This is a genomic window from Microbacterium sediminis (assembly GCF_004564075.1).
Lineage (GTDB): Bacteria > Actinomycetota > Actinomycetes > Actinomycetales > Microbacteriaceae > Microbacterium > Microbacterium sediminis.
This window is the reverse complement of the sequence record NZ_CP038256.1, coordinates 167,844-187,721: the sequence shown is the minus strand read 5'-3', so window position 1 is coordinate 187,721 and position 19,878 is coordinate 167,844. Positions and strand designations below refer to the sequence as shown.

Genomic DNA, 19,878 nt, shown 5'->3' with positions numbered 1-19,878 from the left:
CACCGCCTCAGCCTCGGTGCGGATCAACACGAACTCCACCGGAACATCGCCCCGTCCGATCGAGTCGAGCACCAGCCGTACTCGATCGCCCGCCTCCTGCCAATTCGGGCAATCCTCGATATGCAGCACCTGGATCTTCACACGCCCATTCTCCCGCGCAACTCACGGCGGCTGGCCACCCCGCACCTTCTTGATCAACACGCCCTAGCTCCAACGTCAGCGCACGTCGTCCGAAACACCGTTCAAACTCAGCAGCGACGAGTCCGTTCATCGCGTCCACCGCGCGCCGATTGGACTCGATCTTGTCGTCGAGCGCGCCGAGCGTCGCAGCGATCGCACGCTGCTCCGGGAGGGGCGGGAGTTCGATCATCACCCTGACGAGCTCGGCCTGTCGAATTCCCTGGACGGTGGTTCCTGTGGTTCGAGACATCATGTCGTCCCGAAGCTGGCCACCCCTCAGCGCGTAGAAGAGGTACTGGCCGTCAAGCAACCCCGGACGTCCCCGCAAGGCGAACAAGCGTTGACCGATAGCCCAGTCGACGTCGTCGCCGACGAACGCGACCTCACCTGTCGGCGCCTCGGATGTGAGCAATACATCGCCTTTGCGAAGTGGGACCTTCATCCAACGGCGGTACATCTCGTCAGAGATGTAGTGGTGATCGTTGCCGTCGACTCGATTGCCCTTGATATTGAGGGCCGACACGACGCGGTGGCCTGCTGTCGTCCAGTCTCCGCCGAGCTTCTTTGGCGTCTTTCCGCGATGGTCGATCAGCAGCTCGAGCGCATCCCCAAGCATCATGCGTTCGCGATTCACTTCAGTCCTGCCAGCTTCTCGCGCACGATCCTCTCGAGCTCGGCACCACGGTCGAACTCAGCGAGCAGCTCGCTCGTGAGGCGTGTGATCTTCTCGTCGATGGGCTCGTCGTCGGCCTCGGCTTCTTCGACGCCGACGTAGCGACCGGGGGTGAGCACGAAGTCGTGCTTCTCGATCTCGTCGAGTGTTGCGGCCTTTGCGAAGCCGGGGACGTCCTCGTATCCGCCGTCGTGGTTGCGCCACGCGTGGTAGGTGTCGGCGATCTTCGCGATGTCATCGTCATCGAGCACGCGCAGGCGGCGGCTCTCCATGGTGCCGAGCTTGCGGGCATCGATGAACAACACCTCGCCCTGGCGTTCGCGGTGTCCGTTGCCGCCGCGGTCCTTCGAGACGAACCAGAGGGCGACGGGGATGCCGGTGTTGAAGAACAGCTTGTCGGGCATCGCAACGATGCAGTCGACGAGTCCGGCGCGGACGAGGTTCTCGCGGATCTCGCCCTCGCCGCCGCTCTTGGAAGAGAGGGATCCGTTGGCGAGCACGAAGCCGGCGGTGCCCTTCGGGCTGAGGTGGTGGATGAAGTGCTGCACCCACGCGAAGTTCGCGTTGCCCTTCGGCGGGGTGCCGTACTTCCAGCGCGGGTCGTTCGCGAGCTTCGCGTCCCACCAGTCCGACACGTTGAACGGAGGGTTCGCGATCACGTAGTCGGCGCGCAGGTCGGGGTGCAGGTCGTTGACGAACGAGTCGTCGGACTTCTCGCCGAGATCAGCCTCGATGCCGCGCAGCGCGAGGTTCATCTTCGCGAGCTTCCACGTGGTGTCGGTGAACTCCTGCCCGTACACGGAGATGTCCGACCGCTTGCCGCCGTGGGCCTTCACGAACTCGGCCGACTGCACGAACATGCCGCCCGACCCGCAGGCCGGGTCGTAGACGCGGCCGCTGTACGGCTCGAGCATCTCGACGAGCGTCTTTACGACGCTGCGGGGCGTGTAGAACGCACCGGCGTCCTTGCCGGTCTCCTTGCCCGCGAACTGGCCGAGGAAGTACTCGTACACGCGCCCGAGCACGTCGTCGGCACCGTGGTCGTCGGTGCTGGTGAACCCGATCGACCCGATGAGGTCGACGAGTTCGCCGAGGCGCTTCTTGTCGAGCCCGTCGCGCCCGTAGTTGCGTGGGAGCACGCCGCGGACGCTGGCGTTCTCCTTCTCGATCGCGTCCATCGCCTTGTCGATGTCCTGCCCGATCGTGGGCAGCTTCGCGCGGCCGAGCACGTACTCCCACCGGGCCGTCTCGGGCACCCAGAACACGTTCTGCGACGTGTACTCGTCGCGATCCTCGAGGAACTCGGCGATCGCCTCCGCATCAAGCCCATCGGCGGCCAGCTCGGCCTCGAGGGCAGTCCGCCGCTCGGTGAACCGGTCGGAGATGTACTTGAGGAACACGAGGCCGAGCACGACGTGCTTGTACTCGCTGGGCTCCTGGTTGCCGCGCAACTTGTCGGCGGCCTCCCAGAGGGTCTGTTCGAGGGTCTTCTGGGGCTTGGGCTTGGCGACTCGGGCCATGTGAATCTTTGGACTCTCTTCTCAGACTTGCGCTGACGCGCTAAGACGCGCGCATCCTCACGCTACCGAGGACGACAGTGCGTTGATGTTCAGGGCTGCGGGTACTCCCATTCCCAACCGCCCTGCCCTGTCATGTCCAACACGATCACGCCACTCGCGGTCGGCACGTCGAGCACCATGCTTCCCGCCACTCTCTCGCCAGGACCGACCACTGACGGAATCATCTCTGCGTCGGTCAGGCACGACCACGCCGCCATCGAGTTCGGGTCTCCGTTGAAGGTGGTGCCGTTCTCCGCGATCACCTTCCATGTCCCGTTGAAGTACATCTGCTCCGAGAACGCGGGGGTCGTCTCACCCTCAATGTCGATCTTGACGAAGTGACCGTTCTCAGGACTTTCGGCGAACTCACCCGTGCACCCGGGATCGACAGTGATCGAGGTAACCACGAAGGACGCGTCGAGAGCGTCGATCGAGTCACCGAACCCGAACACGTCGCCGACCCGCTTGATCAGGTTGCCTCGCGGCGAGGTGCCGGTAGTTGAGGCCTGATCCTCAGTCGGCTCGGGGCTCGGTGTGTCGGGCACCGCTGGTTCGATGGTCGGCGTGCTAGGAGCGGCAGCCGGCTCGGCTGGCGCGGTGGGTGCACATCCGACGACAACCACGGCAACGGCCGCGATGATGGCCCCGAGGGCAATCTTGTGCATGAGGTGACGTCTCCTTCGTGGGACCGCCGGGGCGTTGCTTGCAAGGCCCACCAGAGGGCGTGATACCCGGATGAAGCCAGGGTAGTGGTGGGGTGCGACATTGCAGACTAGCGAACATGGGAGGCTCGCGGCGCTCGCCGACTCAGCGGCGCAATTGCGCGAGAAACAACTGAGAAGACTCCCGCCTCAAGCGCCACGGGTTGTGCCGGGAACGGCGCGGCGCCCCCTCCGGATCGGAAGGGGCGCCGCCGGTCGGGTAACCGTCAGTCCTCGCCGCCGCCGAAGCCCGAGGGGGCCATGTCGGCGAAGCGGGAGTAGTGGCCCTGGAAGGCCACCTCGATCGTGGCCGTGGGGCCGTTACGGTGCTTGGCGACGATCAGGTCGGCCTCGCCGGGTCGGTTGTCCTTGTCGTAGACCGAATCGCGGTGCAGCAGGATCACCATGTCGGCGTCCTGCTCGATCGATCCCGACTCACGCAGGTCGCTCACCTGCGGGCGCTTGTCGGTGCGCTGCTCGGGGCCACGGTTCAGCTGCGAGAGCGCGATCACGGGCACCTGCAGCTCCTTGGCGAGCAGCTTGAGGGCACGCGAGAACTCCGAGACCTCCTGCTGACGCGACTCGACGCGCTTGCCGCTCGTCATCAGCTGCAGGTAGTCGATGATCACCATCTTCAGCCCCACGCGCTGCTTGAGACGGCGGCACTTCGCGCGGATCTCGACGAGCGTCATGTTGGGGCTGTCGTCGATGTACAGCGGCGCGTCGTGGATGCGGCCCTGCGTCTGCGCGACCGTGGTCCAGTCGCGCGAGTCGAGCATGCCCTTGCGCAGGTTCTGCAGCGGGATCGCGCCCTCGGCGCTCAGCAGGCGCATGGCGATCTCGGCCTTGCCCATCTCGAGCGAGAAGAAGACGGCCGGTTGGTTGTTCTTGATCGCCGCCGCACGCGCGAAATCGAGCGCGAGCGTGGACTTTCCCATGGCGGGACGGGCGGCGACGACGATCATCTGGCCGCCGTGGAGGCCGTTGGTGAGGTTGTCGAGCTCGGTGAACCCGGTGGGGATGCCGGTCATCTGGCCGTCGCGTCCGCGAGCCGCCTCGATCTCCTCGATCGCCGCGTCGACCGCGACGTTCAGCGGCACGTAGTCCTCGGTGGTCTCGGTGCCGGTGACCGAGTAGATCTCGGCCTGCGAGGCGTTGACGAGGTCGGTCGCGTCGCCCTGGCCCTGGTAGCCCATCTGCACGATGCGGGTGCCGGCCTCGACGAGGCGGCGCAGCAGCGCCTTGTCGGCCACGATCTCGGCGTAGTACCCGGCGTTGGCGGCCGTCGGCACGATCGAGGTGAGCGTGTGCAGGTAGTCGGCGCCGCCGGCGCGCTGCAGATCGCCGGTCTTGAGCAGCTCGTCGGTGACGGCGACCACGTCGGTGGGCTCGCCGTGCGAGTAGAGCGAGAGGATCGCCTCGAAGATGAGCTCGTGCTTGGGGACGTAGAAGTCCGGGCCGCGCAGCGTCTCGATGACGTCGGCGACGGCGTCCTTCGACAGCAGCATGCCGCCGAGCGTGCTCTGCTCGGCCAGCAGGTCGTTCGGGGGCGTGCGCTCCTGATCCCGGGAGCCACCGAGTCGCTCCTCCGAGATGTCAGCGATCGACACGCGCGCACCACTCCCTCTGCCTGCTGATCGGTTCGTCTGTCGGGATGCAACCAGGGACCTCCGACATCGTGCGAGATGGTCGGTCCGGGCCTGCCGGTTCACGCTAGGAGCCGGCCACTCCCCTCGCAATTCCACCTGTGGATAACTCTGTGGACACGCCTGGGCAAAACGCCGCGCGCGGTGTGGAGGCCACCTGTGGACAGGCAGCCGACGTCCCGGCATCTCCGTCAGCTTTTGGACCCGTGAACGGGGGTTTCCTGAGTCCACAACCTGTGGACAGATCTGTGGTTTAAGCACGGGTTGAAGGTTTTCGGTTTCGCGGAGTTTTTCACAGGGGCGGCCACGCCGCGACACGCCCGGACCGTGCGCGCCCCGCCGCTCATGCACCCGCGCAACGACGCGCGCACCCCCATAGACGCACGCGTCGCGCCGGAGTACAGTCCCCCGCACAAGGACGCCCGAAGCCCGACCGTCGCACATCCCTCAGGAGGTGAACGTGGACCACACCGCAACGCTCCTGCCGCGGTGGATCCGCGTCGCGCTGACCGGCCTGGGCGTCGGCTTCGGGCTCTTCGTGATCTCGCTCGCCGCGGGCCCGCAAGCGCGCGCGGACGGCGGTTCCACGCTCCTCGGGGACGTCACCTCGCTCGCGGGTGAGGCGGCGGACGCCGCCACGGGAGCGGCCGGCGAGGTCGCGGGAGCCGTCGTCGAGACCGCGGGCTCCGTGGTCGAGGCGGCGCCGCCGCCGGTGCAGCAGCCGGTGCGGGCGGTCGTGCAGCCGGTGCAGGAGACCGCCAGCAGTGCGGTGGCCGAGGTGGTGCGGCCGGCCGTCGACCACCTCGTGGAACCGGTCGTGAGCGAGGTCGTCGACGTGGTCGGCGACCTCCCCGTCGTGGGAGGGGTCGCGACCGAAGTGGGCGTCGGCGAGGCCGTCGATGACGCCGTGGCGATCGTGGACGGCGCGGTCGATGACGTCGCCGGGATCGTCGACAAGGCCGGCGAGGCGATCGTCTCGCCCGCCCCCGGTGAGGCGCCGGCGTCGATCCCGCCATCGATCCCCACCGACGCCGGGCCGCTCCTCCCCGAGCCCGAGCCTGCCCCGTCCGACGGCGCCGCCGACCCCGCTCCGGGCGCGGAGCCGGCCGATCCCCCGTCGGCCGAGGACGTCGCGCCGACGGCCCCCGCGTCCGTCGATGCCGACTCGCCGGCCGTCTCGAACGCCGCGCCGGGCCACGCGGCGCGCGATCTGCCTGGTGTGCGGCCGCCCGCCTCGGCCACGGCGGCGTCGACCCCAACGGACACCGCTCCCGGCGAGCCCGCCCCGCCGCCGCCGATCACCGTTGCGCCGGGAAGCGCCGTCTTCGCCGCAGGCCCAGGCTCCGGGCCGGTGACCGCGGCGACGGTCGGCGCGCATCGCTTCGATCCCGACCCCGAGGGGCACCGCACGCCGGCGCCCGGCAACGAGAACGCGCCGCCCGCCCCCGCGGGCTCGCCGGACGTCTCCCCCGACTGATCGAGTCGCCGCCGCCTCCCGCAGGCGGCCTGCTTCCGCGCGCTCGCGCGCACCACTCGATCTCACGCAAAGGGGAACTTCCATGAACGCATTCGTCAAGCGCGCCCTCCTGGGCACGCTTCTGGCCGGCGGCATCACGCTGCTCGGCGCAACGGTCGCGAACGCGGCCGAGACCAGCGGCGAGGAGGGGCTGCTCTCGGGCACCCAGACCCTCGTCGACGTCACCGTGCCCGTCACCGTCTCGGGCAGCTCCGTCTCCGTCATCGGCGACTCGTCGACCGACGGCTCCACCACGGCACCGGCGCCCGCTCCGGAACCGGCCGCGGCTCCGGCCCCCGCTCCCACGACGAGCGGTGAGGACGGGACCGCATCCGGGACGCAGGCGATCGTGTCGGTGGAGGTGCCGATCACCGTGAGCGGCAACGCCATCTCGGTGGCGGGCGACAGCACGTCGACCGACGCTGCTCAGCAGACGGCTCCGGCCGAACCGCCCACCGACGGCGGCACCACGTCGGGAGAGGACGGCGTGGTGTCGGGCACGCAGGCGGTGGCCGATGTCGGCGCACCGGTCACCGTGGGCGGCAACGCCATCTCCGTGATCGGCGACAGCCAGACCACCGACGCCACCACCGACGTCGCCCCGAGCGGCGGCTCGAGCGACGACGGCGCCACGACCGACGGCACCGACGCCGTCGCCGGCGGCACCCAGGTGGTCGCACCGGTCGACGCGCCCGTCACCGTGGGCGGCAACGCCATCTCCGTCGTCGGCGACAGCACCTCGACGGGCGCCGACACGGCGGTTCCGCCCGCGGCGGGCGGCGGCGAGGCGGCGACGGGCGGCGACGACTCGCTGCTCGGCGGCACCCAGGTGGTCGCACCGATCGCGGCGCCGATCACGCTGGGCGGCAACGCGATCTCGGTGGTGGGCGACAGCACCACCACCGACGCGAGCACGCCGACCGTGCCGACGGACCCGACGGATCCCACGGACCCGACCGACCCCACGGATCCCACGGATCCCACGGATCCGACCGATCCGACGGATCCCACCGACCCCACGGACCCTGTCGACCCGACCGACCCGGCCGGTAGCGGCGGGTCCGACGGGCCGGGTCAGCCGGCCGGCGGGGCGACGGTCGTCGGCACGGTCGCGGGCGCGACCGGCGGCGCCGCGACGGTGACGGCCGCTCCGGCGGGGCTCGAGGTCTCCGGCACGCTGGCGTCCACGGGTGGCGGGGTCGCGGCCCCCGTGCTGGCGCTCACCGCGCTGCTGCTGGCGGCGGGGGTGATGCTCACGCGGCGCCGCACGGTCTAGCCGGACACACGCCGCCGGAGACGCGAGACGGCGCGGACCCCGAAGGATCCGCGCCGTCTCGGCGTGCGCTCGAGAATTACTTCTTGAGAGCGACCACCTGGAGGGTGATCACGGCGGTCACCTCGTCGTGCAGACGAACGAGGGCCTCGTGCTCGCCGACCGTCTTGATGGCGGTCGGGATGGTGATCTTGCGCTTGTCCAGCTCGCCCAGGCCGGCCTCGGACACGGCCGCGGCGATGTCCGCGGTCTTGACCGAGCCGAACAGGCGGCCCTCGGCGCCGGCCTTGACGGCCAGCTTGACCTTGCCCTCGGCCAGCTTGGCCTTGAGCGCCTCGGCCTCGTCGTGGGTCGCGATCGCGCGGGCCTCGCGGGCGGCGCGGATCTGCGCCACCTGCTTCTCGCCACCGCGCGTCCACGCCACGGCGAAGCCCTGGGGGATGAGGTAGTTACGGGCGTACCCGTCCTTGACCTCGACCACGTCTCCGGCGCTGCCCAGGCCGTCGACCTCGTTCGTGAGAATCAGCTTCGACATGGGTGCTCCTTACCGGCCCGCGCCTGCGTAGGGCAGGAGAGCCATCTCGCGAGCGTTCTTGATCGCCTTCGCGATCAGACGCTGCTCCTGCACCGAGACGCCGGTGATGCGACGGGCGCGGATCTTGCCGCGCTCCGAGATGAACTTGCGAAGGGTCGCGACGTCCTTGTAGTCAATGACGCCGACCCGGATCGACTTCGCGGGGGCGGCGTTCTTCGCGCCCTTCCGCGGCTTGCGGCGGTCGCCGCTCGACTTTCCAGCCATTTCAGGTCCTTAAAGAGATATGAGATTCAGAACGGGGTGTCGTCGCCGAACGACCCCGGGGTGCTCCATGCGTCGGCTCCGGCCGATCCCGGAGTCGCCCACGGCTCCTCCGACACCTGCTGGCGGGGCTGCCCGCCGCCGAACTGCTGGCCACCGCGTCCGCCGCCGGAGGCGGCACGGGTCACCTGCGCGGTCGCGAAGCGGAGCGAGGGGCCGATCTCGTCGACCTCCAGCTCGATCGCGGTGCGCTGGTTGCCCTCGCGGTCCTGGTAGGAACGCTGGCTCAGGCGGCCCTGCGCGATGACGCGCATGCCCTTCGTCAGCGATCCGGCCACGTGCTCGGCGAACTCGCGCCACACGCTCGCACGGAGGAAGAGGGCTTCGCCGTCCTTCCACTCGCCCGACGCGCGATCGAACGTGCGCGGTGTCGAGGCGATCGTGAAGTTCGCCACGGGGACGCCGTTGTTCGTGTACCGAAGCTCGGGGTCCGCGGTGAGGTTCCCCACAACGGTGATGACGGTTTCGCCGGCCATGGTGCTTAGGCCTTCGCCGCCGTCTTGCGCGCGGCCTTGGCCTCCGCACGCTTGGCCTCGGAAGCGACCATCGCGATGGCCTCCTCGGCGCGCAGCACCTTGGTGCGCATGAACTGCTCGCTCAGGCCGAGCTGGCGGTCCAGCTCCTGCGTGGCGGCGCTGGTCGCGGTGAAGTTGACGACGGCGTAGATGCCCTCGTTCTTCTTCTGGATCTCGTAAGCGAGACGGCGCTTGCCCCAGACGTCGACGTTGTCGATCGTGCCATCAGCATCCGTGATGACCTTCAGGAACTTGTCGAGAATCGTGGGAACCTGGCGCTCGTCGATCTCCGGCTGAAGAATAGCCATGAGCTCGTACTGGTGCGTCACTGACCCACCTCCTTCGGACTCAATCGGCCGCCGGGCATTTCCCGACGGCAGGAGGGTGTGTTGCACGTCGCGCGGCGCGAGGCCGCACAACCTTCGCAGTCTAGCCGATCAGGCCTTTTCTCGCGAACCGTCCGTCTCGCGGCGCGAGCGCAGCAGCGGGCCCAGCGCGAAGACCGTCTGATACATCGGACGCGCGACGCTGCGATCCTCGTCCCGCGCGTCGCGCAGCCGTTCGCCGCGGCGGCGGATCAGCTCGTTCACCTCGTCGAGGAACTCCTGTGCCTCTTCCTTCGTCATGGGCCCCTGGCTCACGCTGACGACGTGGACCGTCTCGTCCTTCTCGCCGAGGAAGGCCGCATCGTCGCCGGCGAAGAGGGCGCGAAGCCAGCGCATGACCGGCGCCGTCACCATGGGAATACCCGGCGAGGAGTCGGTGAGGGTGTAGCCGTCGGTCGACAGCGGCTTCCAGACGCGATCGCGCTTGTCGCGCGCAAGCTCCGGCGCCTCGACGATCAGCCCCGCCTTGGCGAGCGTGCGCAGGTGGAAGCTCACGGAGTTCGCCGGCAGCTCGAGCGCGTCGGCCAGGTCGGCGGCACGCCCCTGCCGCCTGCTCACGAGCTCGGCGAGGATCTGCTGCCGGACGGGGTGGGCGAGGGCGCGCATCATCGCGACCTCGGTGACCTCGAACGGCTGGTACTCCTTCGCCATGCGGCCAGCGTAGCGATATCCGCAACACAGTTTGCGCAAGAACTATTGCGCAAGTGTTGTTGCGGGTCTATCGTCATCGGCATGACCACCGACGTGCACGCCCCGGCCCCCGCCTCCCCCGCGCCGCGGCTGCTGCGCAACCGCGCGTACCTGCTCCTGATGACCGGCCTCACGGCACGCTCGCTCGGCATGGGGATCGCGGGGTTCGCGATCCCGCTCGTGGCCCTCGCCATCACGGGCGACGTGCTCTCCGCCGGCATCATCTCGGCGGTCGGCGGGGCCGGCTACCTGCTCGCGACCCTCCCCGCCGGTGTCGTCGCCGATCGCGTCGACCGGCGCACGCTCATCCTCATCGCCGCCGGCGTGGCGGGAGCGCTCTGGCTCACCGCCGCGGGCGCCCTGTGGATGGGGGCGCTGCATCCGGTGCACCTGGCGATCGTGTCGTTCGGGTCGCAGGTCGCCACCGCGTTCGTCGGCCCGGCGGACGACGGCGGGTTGCGATCGGTCGTCCCGGCCGAGCAGATGCCCGCGGCGCGGGCCACCGTCGAGGGCCGTGAGTCGGTGGCGGCGCTGATCTCCGGGCCGGTCGGCGGGCTGCTCTACGCCGTGTCGCACGCCCTGCCGCTGCTCGGCTCGGCGATCGGCAACCTCGTCGCCGCGATCGGAGCGGTGCTCATCCGCCGCCCGCTCAACGGCGACCTCGGCGAGGCGCGGCGCACGCACCCTGTCGCGGCGCTGGTCGAGGGGCTGCGGTACGTCGGCTCCCAGCCCCTGTTCGTCGTGATGATCGCCCTCGCGATCGTCCTCAACACCGCCAGCAACGGCTCGACGGTCGCCGTGACCCTCGACCTCGCCGACCGCGGCACCGATCCGTTCCTCATCGGCCTGCTCAGCACGATGATCGGCGCCTCGCTGCTGATCGGCTCCTTCCTCGCGCCGCTGATCGTCCAGCGGGTGCGCACGGGCGTGATCGTGCCCGCGTGCATGGCCGTGATGTCGCTCGCCTTCCTGGCCATGGCGATCTTCCCCACGTACGGCGCGATCCTCGCCTGCTACTCCGTCGCCTACCTGCTGGCCCCGGCCCTGAACGCGTCGATCTTCTCCTACGCCGCCGTGATCACCCCGGAGCAGATGCAGGGCCGCTTTTCGTCGGTGGCCGCCCTGTCGGGCGCCGCCTCGTTCCCCCTCGCGCCCCTCGTCGGCTCCGGCCTGCTCTCGGGTGTCGGCCTCGCGACGACGCTCCTCGTGCTCGCGCTGGTCCTCGTGGGCGTGGCGATCGCCCTGGCCCTGTTCCGACCGCTCACCCGCATCGGCACCCCCGACACCTGGGCCGCCGGCGCGGCGTGACTCAGCGGCGCAGCTCGAGGCCGAGCCAGTCGGCGAGCGCGGCGATCTCGGCGTCGACCGCGTCGGCGTCGGACGGCGAGAACGGGATGTCCTCGTGCACGGCGTTGATCGTGAGCACGCCCTTCTTGCGGTCGGCCTTCGCATCGAGCTTGCCGATCAGGCGGTCGCCCACGAGGATCGGCAGCGCGAAGTAGCCCCACCGGCGCTGCGCCGCGGGCTTGTACATCTCGAGGACGTACTCGAAGTCGAACAGGTCGAGGGCGCGGTCGCGGTCGTAGACCATCCGGTCGAACGGCGACAGCAGCGCGGCCCGATCGCCCGCCCATTCGGCGCCGAGGACGTCGGGATGCACCCGCCACGTGCCCTCGACGCCCTCGACCACGGCCTCGAGCCCGATCGGCCCGAGCGGCGACGGCTCGGCAGGCGACCGCAGCGGCTTCTCGCGCGCGATGCCCAGCGACAGCAGGCGGCGCTCGTCGCGGATCGCGCGGGCCTCGTCCGGCGGCGGCACGTGCAGGTCCGCCGGGTACACGCGCTCGGCGAGATCCCACAGCCGCCGCCGGCCCTCCCGCCCCGACACCGCCACCTCACCGCGCAGGCACAGCACCTCGAGCATCCGGCCGGTGTTGCGCTCGTCGTCCCATCCGGTCGAGGCGTACGGCACCTCCGGATCGTTCGGCAGCGTCGCCGTCGTCTGGGCGCCGCCCGCGCACAGCCGGGCGAGGATCCGATCGCGGAATCCGGCGTTCGCCTCGACCCACGCGCGCGTGGAGGGGTGGACCCACTCGTCCGCGACCGCGAGCACAATCCCCATGTCGGCCATCGGGCGCAGCAGCGTGACGTGCTCGGCGACCGTGCGCTCCACCTCGAGGGCGTGGGCGAGGTCGGCGGGGCTGAAGGCGTCGCCGAGGCGCGACCACAGCACGAGCTCCTGGCTGCGCGCGATCGCGGTGGTCGGATCGATCTGCACCCCGGTGAGCTGATCCATCACCTCGAGCAGCGACTCCGGCCGGTACGCGTCGAGGAACTGCGCGCGCACGGCGATCCGGCGCGCCTCCTCGCGGCTCAGCGTCAGCATGCCCCGATCGTGCCACCCCCGCCCCGCGCGCGGTAGCGGCGCCGGCCGATCCTCCGGATGCAGAAATCCGCTCGATCGATCGGCCGATCTGGGCAGTTTTCTGCATTCGAACGCGGGCGCCCCATCCGCGGCCCCGATGGGCACCTCTGCTCCGCCGATCCCGGGCCGCCCTGCCGTACGGTGTCAGGGTGAGCACGCCCGCCCCGCAGCCCGCGTATCGATTCGACGCGCGTCCGCTCACGGATCCCGTGGACCGGGCGGCCGTCAAGGCCTGGAACGACGAGGTCGCGCGCCGCGGCGGCGGACCCGGCTGGGGGCAGGGCTGCCTCGTCGCGTTCATGATCGCGTTCTGCGCGATCTTCGTGCTCACCGGCCTGGCGATGCTGCCGCTCATGATGACCGTGATGGGCGGCACCCCGGAGCTCATGCCGGCCCTGTTCGTGCCGTTCATGTTCCTCGCCGTGCCCACGGTGATGATCGTGTTGCTGCTGCGCGGCGTGCTGCGCGGACGCAACGACACCGGCTACCGGCTGGACCGCTTCGCCCGCGCCAACGGCATGTCCTTCCTGCCGCAGGCCGAGGACCCCCGGCTGCCGGGCATGATCTTCAACCGCGGCAGCGATCGCCGGGCCCACCTGCGGGTGCGCGGACAGCGCCCGCGCTTCGTGGAGTTCGCGAACTACCGGTACACGACGGGATCGGGCAAGGAGCAGACCACGCACCGCTGGGGCTATGTGGCCATCCACCTGGACACGCCCCTGCCGCACATCGTGCTCGACGCGCTCGGCAACAACAGCGTCTTCGGCACGAACCTGCCGATCACCTTCGACAAGGACCAGCGCCTGAGCCTCGAGGGCGACTTCGACCAGCACTTCGCGCTGTACTGCCCGCAAGGTTACGAGCGCGACGCGCTGTACCTGTTCACGCCCGACATCATGGCCCGCTTCATCGATCACGTCGGCCAGCTCGACGTGGAGATCGTGGACGACTGGTTGTTCCTGTACACGCGGCGCGACGTGTCGACGCTCGACCCCGCCACGTGGGCCTGGCTGTTCTCGGTCGTCTCGGCGCTCATGGACAAGCTCACGCAGTGGGGCCGCTGGCGCGACGAGCGCCTCGCCGCGGAGGCCGCGGCCGCCGGCCGTGCCCCGCAGCCCGACCCCGGGGCGATCGCTCCCGTCGACCCGACGGCGCCCCCGCTCCCGTTCGCCCCGCCGCAGGCCATGGTCACGCCGCCGCCCATCGCGCTCGCGCCGCGCGGCGTGGCGGCGCCCGGTCAGCGGCTCAGGCGAGGCTGGTCGTGGGCGACGGTCATCGTCGGCGTGGGCGTGCTCGCGTGGTTCCTCATCAACGTGGTCGGCGTCGTCGGCGTGATGTTCCGCTGATCGCTTCGGATTCGCTGAGAAGTTAGCACTCTCACCCCGAGAGTGCTAATAATCGAAGTGAGTCGATCCGACTCGGATTCTGGAGCCGAACAGCGCCACACCGACGAAGGAGGACGATCATCATGGCGATGTTCTTCGATCCTTTCCGTGAGCTGGACCGTGTGGCCCAGCAGATGCTCGATCGGCAGGGTCCGCGGCTGATGCCGATGGACCTGTACCGCGACGGCGACCACTACGTGCTCAGCGCCGACCTGCCGGGCATCGACCCCGGCAGCGTGGACATCGACGTCGACGGCCAGGTCCTCACCATCCGGGCCGAGCGCACCGTCCGCAGCGACGAGGGCGTCTCGTGGATCACCCGCGAGCGCGCCTCCGGCACGTTCCTGCGGCAGCTCAACCTCGGCCAGGGCATCGACACCGACGCGATCTCCGCCCGCTACGAGAACGGCGTGCTCAGCGTGCTCATCCCGATCAGCGAGAAGGCCAAGCCCCGCAAGGTCGAGATCCAGCACGGCTCGGAGGCGCCGGCGATCACGGTCTGACCATCCCCATCGCGAAGAGGGGCGGTATCCCCCGGGTGCCGCCCCTCTTCCGCGCGCTAGCTGTGATGTCCAGGTAGGTTGTTTTCGATCCTGCTGATAGGCGGGCCTCCGATCGCGGAGTGGTGCCTGTGATGATTGTAGAAGTGCAACCAACCCGGAAGCGCCGCGCGGCGCTCGGCTTCTGATCCGTAGAACCGGGCATATGCCCAACCATCGGCGAGGGTGCGGTGGAACCGCTCGATCTTCCCATTCGTCTGCGGCCGGTAGGGGCGGGTCTTCTTCGCCGTGATTCCGAGCTGGGTGCAGGTATCGCGCCAGGCATATGACTTGTAGGCGGAGCCGTTGTCCGAGAGGACACGCTTGACGCGGACGCCACGGTCGGCGAACCAGGCGACGGCGCGGCGCAGGACACCGATCGCGGTGTCCGCTTTCTCGTCCGAGCAGATCTCGGCGTAGGCGACGCGGGAGTGGTCGTCGATGACGGTGTGAACGAACGCGGTGCCCAGGCGCGGCTCATAGCGGTGGTTCCGGCTCTGCAGACGGGTAGCGGTGGCCTCGCGGTTGCGCTCGCCCTGGACTCGGCCGACGTAACGGTGCCCGCCGCCATCGGGGATGTTGCCGAACTTGGTGACGTCGACGTGGAGCAGCGAGCCGGGATGATCATGCTCGTACCGGCGGATCGGCTCACCGCTGACCCGGTCGATATGGCTGAGTCTGTTGATCCGGCATCGCACCAGGACTGCGTGGACGGTCGAGGCGGGCAGACCGAGCTCGCCAGCGATCTGGACCGGGCCGAGACGGCGTCGCCACCTCGCTTTCACGATCTTCTTGACCACGGGCAGCGGTGTCCTCGCCGGCATCGACCGTGGGCGGCTCGATCGGTCCGTCATCCCGGTCGGCCCCTCGGCTCGGAACCGGGCAGCCCACTTCCTGGCTGTGACGGGCGAGACCATGAACATCTTCGCCGCCAGGGACGGCGGCCAGCCGTCCTCGACGATCAGGCGCGCCAGCCGAAGACGAGCGCGTGGTGTCAGGGCAGCGTTAGCGTGGGACATGAGGGCCTCCTGGTTCGTGAAGCGGTTGAACTCAACAGCTCCACTTCATAACCGGAGGCCCTCGCCCATCAGCTCCTCACAGCCGTGTCGCCGAAACAACGTCCCTGGACATCACAGCTAGCGTGTGGCCGTGACCATGACATCCCGCCCCTCGAGCGACGTCCGCGGCCTGCTGTCGCCGAACGCCCGCCGGGTCACGGCCGCGATCGCCGTGCTCGCACTCCTGCCGTACGCGGTCCTGAAGGTGATGTGGCTCGCCGGCTCGCGCATCGGCATGGTGCCCGGCGCCGGCCCGTCGCACATGCACGACGCCCGCATGGAGATCGGCAACGTCGTCACGCTCGTGCTCGCCGCGATCGGCGTGGTCGTCGTCCTCGCCCTCTCGCAGCGGTGGGGGCTGCGCACGCCCTGGTGGGTGATCGTGCTGCCCGCCGCCGTGGCCACCGGCGCCCTCGCGCCGATCGCGCTGGGCCTGCCGATCGGCGTGGTGCTGCAGGCGGCGATCGCCGGCGACGTGTCCTCCGGCGGCGAGGGCGACCTGCTGCCCGCGGTCTTCGCCGTCGTCTACGGCGGCTTCGCCCTCTACGGCATCGCGCTCGCCGCGCTGTTCGCCGACTACGCCCACCGCCGGTGGGGCGCGCTCCTGTCGGCCCCGCCCCGCGCCCTACGACCGCCGGCGGCGCGCGTCGCCGCGGTCGCGGCCCTCGGCGCGTTCGCCGCGGCGGCCGTGTTCTGGGCGCTGGCCCCCTCGGGCGCCGGACTGGCCGGCTGGGAGTCGCTCGCCCAGCGGACGGTGCTCGTCGTCGTCGCGCTGCTCACCCTGCTGGGCGGTGCGGCGCTCGCGACAGCGTCGCCGGCCCGGCCCCGCACGCGATGGGCCCTCGGCTGGATCGGCTGCTCCACGGCCGCCGTGCAGGGCCCCACGCTGCTGCTGCTCGCGAACGACGCCACGATCGATCCGCTGCTGCTGGCGGTCACGATCCTCGCCACGCCCGCCGCCGCGTGGCTCGGGCTCTCGGCGCTGCGGCGCGGCGCCGCGCACCGCTGAGCCGGACTCAGCGCACGACGCGCGGCGCGAGGGTGGAGAGCAGCGCGAGCTTGTCGTGGCTCTCGCTGCCGGGCACGGCCGTGTAGACGAGGAGCGACTGCGACGAGAACGGGTCGATGAGGTTCTGACACGTCAGCTCCAGCACGCCGACCTCGGGGTGCACGAACCGCTTGGTCTCGGCCGGGCGCAGACCGACCTCCTGCCGATCCCAGACCTCGCGGAACTCCGCGCTGCGGGCCAGCAGCAGCTCGGCCAGGTGGGCGGCGCGCGATCCGGGACCGCGGCGCGAGACGACCTCCCGCAGCCCCGAGGCCCACAGTCGCGACAGGAAGGCGTGGTCCTCGGGTGCGTAGAGCTCGCGGGAGGCCGGGTCGCTGAACCACCGGAAGCCGATGCTGCGCTCGGCGCCGGTGAAGCGCAGGAGATCGCCGGTGAGGGCGATCCCGAGCGGCGTCTGCCGCAGCGTCTCGCCGAGTTCGGTCACGATCTCGGCCGCGGTGTCCTGCAGCCGATCCAGCACGCGCAGCAGACCGGGGCCGATGTGGTCGCTCTCGGCCCCGCGCGGCGGCGGCGGGTGACCGGCGAGCCGGAACAGGTGGTCGCGCTCGTCGATCGTGAGGTGCAGCCCCTGGGCGATCGAGGCCAGCATCTGCTCGGACGGCAGCGGACCGTCGCCGCGCTCGAGGCGCGCGTAGTAGTCGGCCGACATGTGGCACAGGGCCGCGACCTCCTCGCGGCGCAGGCCCTCGGTGCGGCGCCGCTGACCGCGCGACATGCCGACGTCCTCCGGCTGCAGCGCGGTGCGGCGCCGGCGCAGGAAGTCGCCGAGCCCGGTCCTGTCGATCGCCACGCCTCGATCCTCGCACCCGACCGCGCCGTCAGCCACGGCATGCCGTGTCCTGGATACGCCGGCGGCCCAGCCGCACAGTGGGAGGCGACACGAAGGAGCCCCTCATGCCCCGCACCACCCCCGACCTCACCCTCCCCTCGCTCGCCGGCCGCCGCGCCGTCGTGACCGGCGGCAGCGACGGCATCGGCCTGCGCATCGCGACCCGCCTGGCCCGCGCCGGCGCCGAGCTCGTGCTGCCCGTGCGCAACCCGGCCAAGGGCGAGGCCGCCGCCGACGGCATCCGCGCCCAGGTGCCCGGCGCGGCGATCGAGCTGCTGCCGCTGGACCTGTCGTCGCTGGAGTCGGTCGCCGCGCTCGCCGACACGATGCGCCGCGACGGCCGCCCGGTGCACCTGCTCATCGCCAACGCCGGCGTCATGACGCCCCCGAGCCGGCAGACCACCGCCAACGGCTTCGAGCTGCAGCTCGGCACCAACCACCTGGGGCACTTCGCCCTCGTCGCCCGCCTGCTGCCGCTGCTGCGCGCCGGCGGGGCCCGCGTCACGTCGCAGGTGAGCGTGGCCGCCGCCCGCGGCGCGATCGACTGGGACGACCCGAACGGCACGCGCTCCTACGACGGCAGCCGCGCCTACCGCCAGTCGAAGATCGCCGTGGGGCTCTTCGCCCTCGAGCTGCAGCGCCGCAGCGCGGCCCGAGGATGGGGCCTCACGAGCACGCTGTCGCATCCGGGCGTGGCGCCCACGAGCCTGCTGGCCGCCCGTCCGGAGCTCGCGCGAGCGTCCGACACGGCCAGCGTGCGCGTGATCCGGTGGCTCTCCGCGCGCGGGCTGCTCCTCGGCACGCCGGACAGCGCGGCGCTTCCGGCCCTGTACGCCGCGGCATCCCCCGACGCCCGCCCCGGCGCGCTGTACTCGCCGCGCGGACCGGGACGACTCGGCGGCGCCCCCGCGGAGCAAGAGCTCTACCGTCCGCTGCGCAGCGAGGCCGACGCCGCACGCCTCTGGTCGCTCTCGGAGGAGCTCACCGGGGTGCGCTTCCCCGCCTGAGCCGTCACTCGTCGGCGAAGTCCGCCGCGGTCATCCCGGGGGCGTGGCCGCTCGGCCACTGCACGAGTTCGAGGCGATAGCCGTCGGGATCGGTCAGCCACAGGGTCCAGAAGTCCGCCTCCGGGTCGAGGCACCGCGGCTCCTCGGCCTCCACGCCGTGCGCCGCCAGCCGCTGCGCCGCCTCGGCCACCGACTCCACCTGCACCACGAGGTGGTTGATGCCGCTCGGCGCCACCGGGGCGCCGGCGGGGTCGTGCACGAGCTCGATCGCCACGAACTCGTCGCCGGGCAGCTGCAGCATCGACAGGGTGCCGAACTCGGTCTCGGGCACGCGGCCGACCTCGTCGTAGCCGAGCGCCCCATAGAACCGCAGCGATCGCTCGAGGTCGCTCACCCGCAGCCCCACGTGCAGTGTGCGCATGTCGTGCTCCGTTCGTCGTTGAGCGAGCCGTCACCCCAGAGTAGGTCGGCCGCCGTTCGATCTCGAGGGCATCGGCCCGCGACCGCCACAATGGGAGCCATGGGGCGCACCGTGCGGCGGAGGCTGGGGATCGCGTCGCTCGCGCTCGTGCCGGCGTTGCTGAGCGGCTGCTTCCTCGATGACGCCGCCCACGACGCCGCGATGATGTACCTCGACGCGATCGCCGACGGCCGCTTCGCGGATGCCGCGGCGTTCGAGTCGGCCGAGACCCTGGAGGCAGCCGACCCGGCCGACAACAGGGACGGCGAGATCGTCGAGGCGCGCACCGACGACGCCGCGCGGGGAGCGGAGCTGATCGGCGACGTCCGCCTCGACAACGGGGACTACGAGGACGGGACCTACACCTTCACCGTCCACTACACGCTCGGCGGCGAGGAGCATCGCGACCGGGTCACGATGGCCGAGGCCGAAGGCAGCTCACGGGAGTACGTCCTCGCCGCCGGCCTGACGAAGCTGATCGCCTTCAGCCCGCGGCTCGCCGAGGACGCACACGGCTCCTTCAACGGTGAGGACGAGCGCGAGCACCTCTCCCTCGCGCTCGGGGATGAGGAGATCACCTACGGGTTCTTCGGCTACCGGGGCGACTCCGACCTGCTCGCCGTCTACCCCGCTCTACCCGATCGATCCCGCGAGCGGCCCGTACCTGAGCGCACAGGTGCAGTCGGTGACGGTCGAGGAGATCGGCACGACGTACCCGCTCGTCTACGACCTCGGCGAGCGCGTGGGCTCGGGCACGGTCGAGACGCTCGAGCGGATGCTGCGGCAGTGCCTCGCCACCGACGCGGCGCAGACCGCGTGCGACATCGCCGTGACCGACGCCACCGGGCCGGTCGAATGGTCGCTCGTGGAGGCGCCGACCCTGCAGCGCGACCCGGTGGAGACGTTCGTCGACGTGGCCGACGCCACGGTGCGCGCGCGGTACGCGACCGGCGGCGGCCCGGTCACGGTCGACGTCCCCGTGCGCAGCCGCGTGCTCACCTCGATCATCACCCCCGACGCGATCGAGCTCACCCACGTGAACTGGACGATGCACCCGCTCGACGAGGAGATCTGCTTCGACGACGGGAACTGCTTCACCTGGTGAGCCGCG

Annotated in this window: 21 protein-coding genes; 8 read left to right on the top strand and 13 right to left on the bottom strand. The window is 70.7% G+C overall.

The genetic code is table 11. From position 1 onward, the window contains the following. Window positions 1-7: 7 nt before the first annotated feature. The 4 genes from E3O41_RS14250 to dnaB form a co-directional block, all read right to left on the bottom strand. The gene (locus E3O41_RS14250) at window positions 8-814 is read right to left on the bottom strand and encodes a restriction endonuclease subunit S (RefSeq protein ID WP_135011807.1); all 807 of its coding nucleotides are present in this window, start codon (window positions 812-814) and stop codon (window positions 8-10) included. After that, window positions 811-2,373, bottom strand: coding sequence for a class I SAM-dependent DNA methyltransferase (locus E3O41_RS00905; protein ID WP_067028736.1), 1,563 nt, complete (start codon window positions 2,371-2,373; stop codon window positions 811-813). The genes E3O41_RS14250 and E3O41_RS00905 overlap by 4 nt, the downstream gene beginning before the upstream one ends. 89 nt (window positions 2,374-2,462) lie before the next feature. Further along, a complete protein-coding gene (locus E3O41_RS00900) occupies window positions 2,463-3,077 on the bottom strand; it encodes a hypothetical protein (protein WP_135011805.1) in 615 nt (204 codons plus the stop codon). A 263-nt stretch (window positions 3,078-3,340) separates the two neighbouring features. Beyond that, window positions 3,341-4,723: a replicative DNA helicase gene (gene dnaB / locus E3O41_RS00895; protein WP_067028741.1), complete on the bottom strand. Its 1,383-nt coding sequence runs from the start codon at window positions 4,721-4,723 to the stop codon at window positions 3,341-3,343. A 496-nt stretch (window positions 4,724-5,219) separates the two neighbouring features. Here dnaB and E3O41_RS00890 point away from each other — a divergent pair, with 496 nt between their 5' ends. Continuing rightward, window positions 5,220-6,236, top strand: a complete 1,017-nt coding sequence (locus tag E3O41_RS00890) for a flagellar biosynthesis protein FlhF (RefSeq protein WP_135011803.1) — start codon at window positions 5,220-5,222, stop codon at window positions 6,234-6,236. Window positions 6,237-6,318: 82 nt separating this feature from the next. Further along, complete coding sequence (locus E3O41_RS00885) at window positions 6,319-7,551, top strand: chaplin family protein (protein ID WP_067028746.1); 1,233 nt, start codon at window positions 6,319-6,321, stop codon at window positions 7,549-7,551. Window positions 7,552-7,627: 76 nt separating this feature from the next. Here the strand turns inward: E3O41_RS00885 and rplI are convergent, their stop codons facing one another. From rplI to E3O41_RS00860, 5 genes are all read right to left on the bottom strand, one after another. Beyond that, entirely contained in the window at window positions 7,628-8,083 is a 456-nt protein-coding gene (gene rplI / locus E3O41_RS00880) for a 50S ribosomal protein L9 (RefSeq protein ID WP_067028749.1), read from the bottom strand. Between the two features lie 9 nt (window positions 8,084-8,092). Then, window positions 8,093-8,347 carry a 30S ribosomal protein S18 gene (rpsR, locus tag E3O41_RS00875; RefSeq protein WP_040168021.1) on the bottom strand — a complete coding sequence of 85 codons (255 nt, stop codon included), beginning with the start codon at window positions 8,345-8,347 and terminating at the stop codon, window positions 8,093-8,095. A gap of 26 nt (window positions 8,348-8,373) precedes the next feature. After that, on the bottom strand, window positions 8,374-8,880 hold the full coding sequence (locus E3O41_RS00870; RefSeq protein ID WP_067028752.1) for a single-stranded DNA-binding protein: 507 nt from the start codon (window positions 8,878-8,880) through the stop codon (window positions 8,374-8,376). 5 nt (window positions 8,881-8,885) lie between these two features. After that, window positions 8,886-9,227 carry a 30S ribosomal protein S6 gene (gene rpsF / locus E3O41_RS00865; protein WP_240482505.1) on the bottom strand — a complete coding sequence of 114 codons (342 nt, stop codon included), beginning with the start codon at window positions 9,225-9,227 and terminating at the stop codon, window positions 8,886-8,888. Between the two features lie 129 nt (window positions 9,228-9,356). Further along, complete coding sequence (locus E3O41_RS00860) at window positions 9,357-9,956, bottom strand: ArsR/SmtB family transcription factor (protein ID WP_067028759.1); 600 nt, start codon at window positions 9,954-9,956, stop codon at window positions 9,357-9,359. Between the two features lie 81 nt (window positions 9,957-10,037). On the opposite strand from E3O41_RS00860, the gene E3O41_RS00855 reads away from it, so the two are divergent. After that, on the top strand, window positions 10,038-11,303 hold the full coding sequence (locus tag E3O41_RS00855) for an MFS transporter (RefSeq protein ID WP_135011801.1): 1,266 nt from the start codon (window positions 10,038-10,040) through the stop codon (window positions 11,301-11,303). A gap of 1 nt (window position 11,304) precedes the next feature. Here E3O41_RS00855 and E3O41_RS00850 read toward each other — a convergent pair whose 3' ends face one another. Next, entirely contained in the window at window positions 11,305-12,381 is a 1,077-nt protein-coding gene (locus E3O41_RS00850) for a DNA glycosylase AlkZ-like family protein (RefSeq protein ID WP_067028765.1), read from the bottom strand. A 188-nt stretch (window positions 12,382-12,569) separates the two neighbouring features. Between E3O41_RS00850 and E3O41_RS00845 the strand changes: the two genes are divergently transcribed. Continuing rightward, entirely contained in the window at window positions 12,570-13,766 is a 1,197-nt protein-coding gene (locus tag E3O41_RS00845; RefSeq protein WP_135011799.1) for a hypothetical protein, read from the top strand. 122 nt (window positions 13,767-13,888) lie between these two features. Next, the gene (locus E3O41_RS00840) at window positions 13,889-14,308 is read left to right on the top strand and encodes an Hsp20/alpha crystallin family protein (protein ID WP_067028771.1); all 420 of its coding nucleotides are present in this window, start codon (window positions 13,889-13,891) and stop codon (window positions 14,306-14,308) included. A 56-nt stretch (window positions 14,309-14,364) separates the two neighbouring features. Here the strand turns inward: E3O41_RS00840 and E3O41_RS00835 are convergent, their stop codons facing one another. Further along, window positions 14,365-15,363: an IS481 family transposase gene (locus E3O41_RS00835; protein WP_135011766.1), complete on the bottom strand. Its 999-nt coding sequence runs from the start codon at window positions 15,361-15,363 to the stop codon at window positions 14,365-14,367. 130 nt (window positions 15,364-15,493) lie between these two features. On the opposite strand from E3O41_RS00835, the gene E3O41_RS00830 reads away from it, so the two are divergent. Then, window positions 15,494-16,411 (top strand): hypothetical protein, encoded by a 918-nt coding sequence (locus E3O41_RS00830; RefSeq protein WP_135011797.1) that lies wholly within the window; start codon window positions 15,494-15,496, stop codon window positions 16,409-16,411. Window positions 16,412-16,418: 7 nt separating this feature from the next. Here the strand turns inward: E3O41_RS00830 and E3O41_RS00825 are convergent, their stop codons facing one another. Then, window positions 16,419-17,261 (bottom strand): helix-turn-helix transcriptional regulator, encoded by an 843-nt coding sequence (locus E3O41_RS00825; protein ID WP_067028319.1) that lies wholly within the window; start codon window positions 17,259-17,261, stop codon window positions 16,419-16,421. Between the two features lie 104 nt (window positions 17,262-17,365). Between E3O41_RS00825 and E3O41_RS00820 the strand changes: the two genes are divergently transcribed. After that, on the top strand, window positions 17,366-18,307 hold the full coding sequence (locus tag E3O41_RS00820; protein ID WP_067028321.1) for an SDR family oxidoreductase: 942 nt from the start codon (window positions 17,366-17,368) through the stop codon (window positions 18,305-18,307). A gap of 4 nt (window positions 18,308-18,311) precedes the next feature. On the opposite strand, the gene E3O41_RS00815 is transcribed toward E3O41_RS00820, so the two are convergent. After that, window positions 18,312-18,728 carry a VOC family protein gene (locus E3O41_RS00815; RefSeq protein ID WP_067028323.1) on the bottom strand — a complete coding sequence of 139 codons (417 nt, stop codon included), beginning with the start codon at window positions 18,726-18,728 and terminating at the stop codon, window positions 18,312-18,314. 724 nt (window positions 18,729-19,452) lie between these two features. Between E3O41_RS00815 and E3O41_RS00810 the strand changes: the two genes are divergently transcribed. Continuing rightward, window positions 19,453-19,872: a hypothetical protein gene (locus tag E3O41_RS00810; protein WP_135011795.1), complete on the top strand. Its 420-nt coding sequence runs from the start codon at window positions 19,453-19,455 to the stop codon at window positions 19,870-19,872. Window positions 19,873-19,878 lie beyond the last annotated feature (6 nt).

Bases quoted from the DNA above. Each gene is read 5' to 3' on its own strand.
- E3O41_RS00855 (WP_135011801.1), top strand. From the start codon at position 10,038: ATGACCACCGACGTGCACGCCCCGGCCCCCGCCTCCCCCGCGCCGCGG.
- E3O41_RS00820 (WP_067028321.1), top strand. From the start codon at position 17,366: ATGCCCCGCACCACCCCCGACCTCACCCTCCCCTCGCTCGCCGGCCGC.
- E3O41_RS00870 (WP_067028752.1), bottom strand. From the start codon at position 8,880: ATGGCCGGCGAAACCGTCATCACCGTTGTGGGGAACCTCACCGCGGAC.
- E3O41_RS00905 (WP_067028736.1), bottom strand. From the start codon at position 2,373: ATGGCCCGAGTCGCCAAGCCCAAGCCCCAGAAGACCCTCGAACAGACC.
- E3O41_RS00840 (WP_067028771.1), top strand. From the start codon at position 13,889: ATGGCGATGTTCTTCGATCCTTTCCGTGAGCTGGACCGTGTGGCCCAG.
- E3O41_RS00885 (WP_067028746.1), top strand. From the start codon at position 6,319: ATGAACGCATTCGTCAAGCGCGCCCTCCTGGGCACGCTTCTGGCCGGC.
- rplI (WP_067028749.1), bottom strand. From the start codon at position 8,083: ATGTCGAAGCTGATTCTCACGAACGAGGTCGACGGCCTGGGCAGCGCC.
- rpsR (WP_040168021.1), bottom strand. From the start codon at position 8,347: ATGGCTGGAAAGTCGAGCGGCGACCGCCGCAAGCCGCGGAAGGGCGCG.
- rpsF (WP_240482505.1), bottom strand. From the start codon at position 9,227: ATGGCTATTCTTCAGCCGGAGATCGACGAGCGCCAGGTTCCCACGATT.
- E3O41_RS00815 (WP_067028323.1), bottom strand. From the start codon at position 18,728: ATGCGCACACTGCACGTGGGGCTGCGGGTGAGCGACCTCGAGCGATCG.
- E3O41_RS00835 (WP_135011766.1), bottom strand. From the start codon at position 15,363: ATGTCCCACGCTAACGCTGCCCTGACACCACGCGCTCGTCTTCGGCTG.
- E3O41_RS00900 (WP_135011805.1), bottom strand. From the start codon at position 3,077: ATGCACAAGATTGCCCTCGGGGCCATCATCGCGGCCGTTGCCGTGGTT.
- E3O41_RS00850 (WP_067028765.1), bottom strand. From the start codon at position 12,381: ATGCTGACGCTGAGCCGCGAGGAGGCGCGCCGGATCGCCGTGCGCGCG.
- E3O41_RS00860 (WP_067028759.1), bottom strand. From the start codon at position 9,956: ATGGCGAAGGAGTACCAGCCGTTCGAGGTCACCGAGGTCGCGATGATG.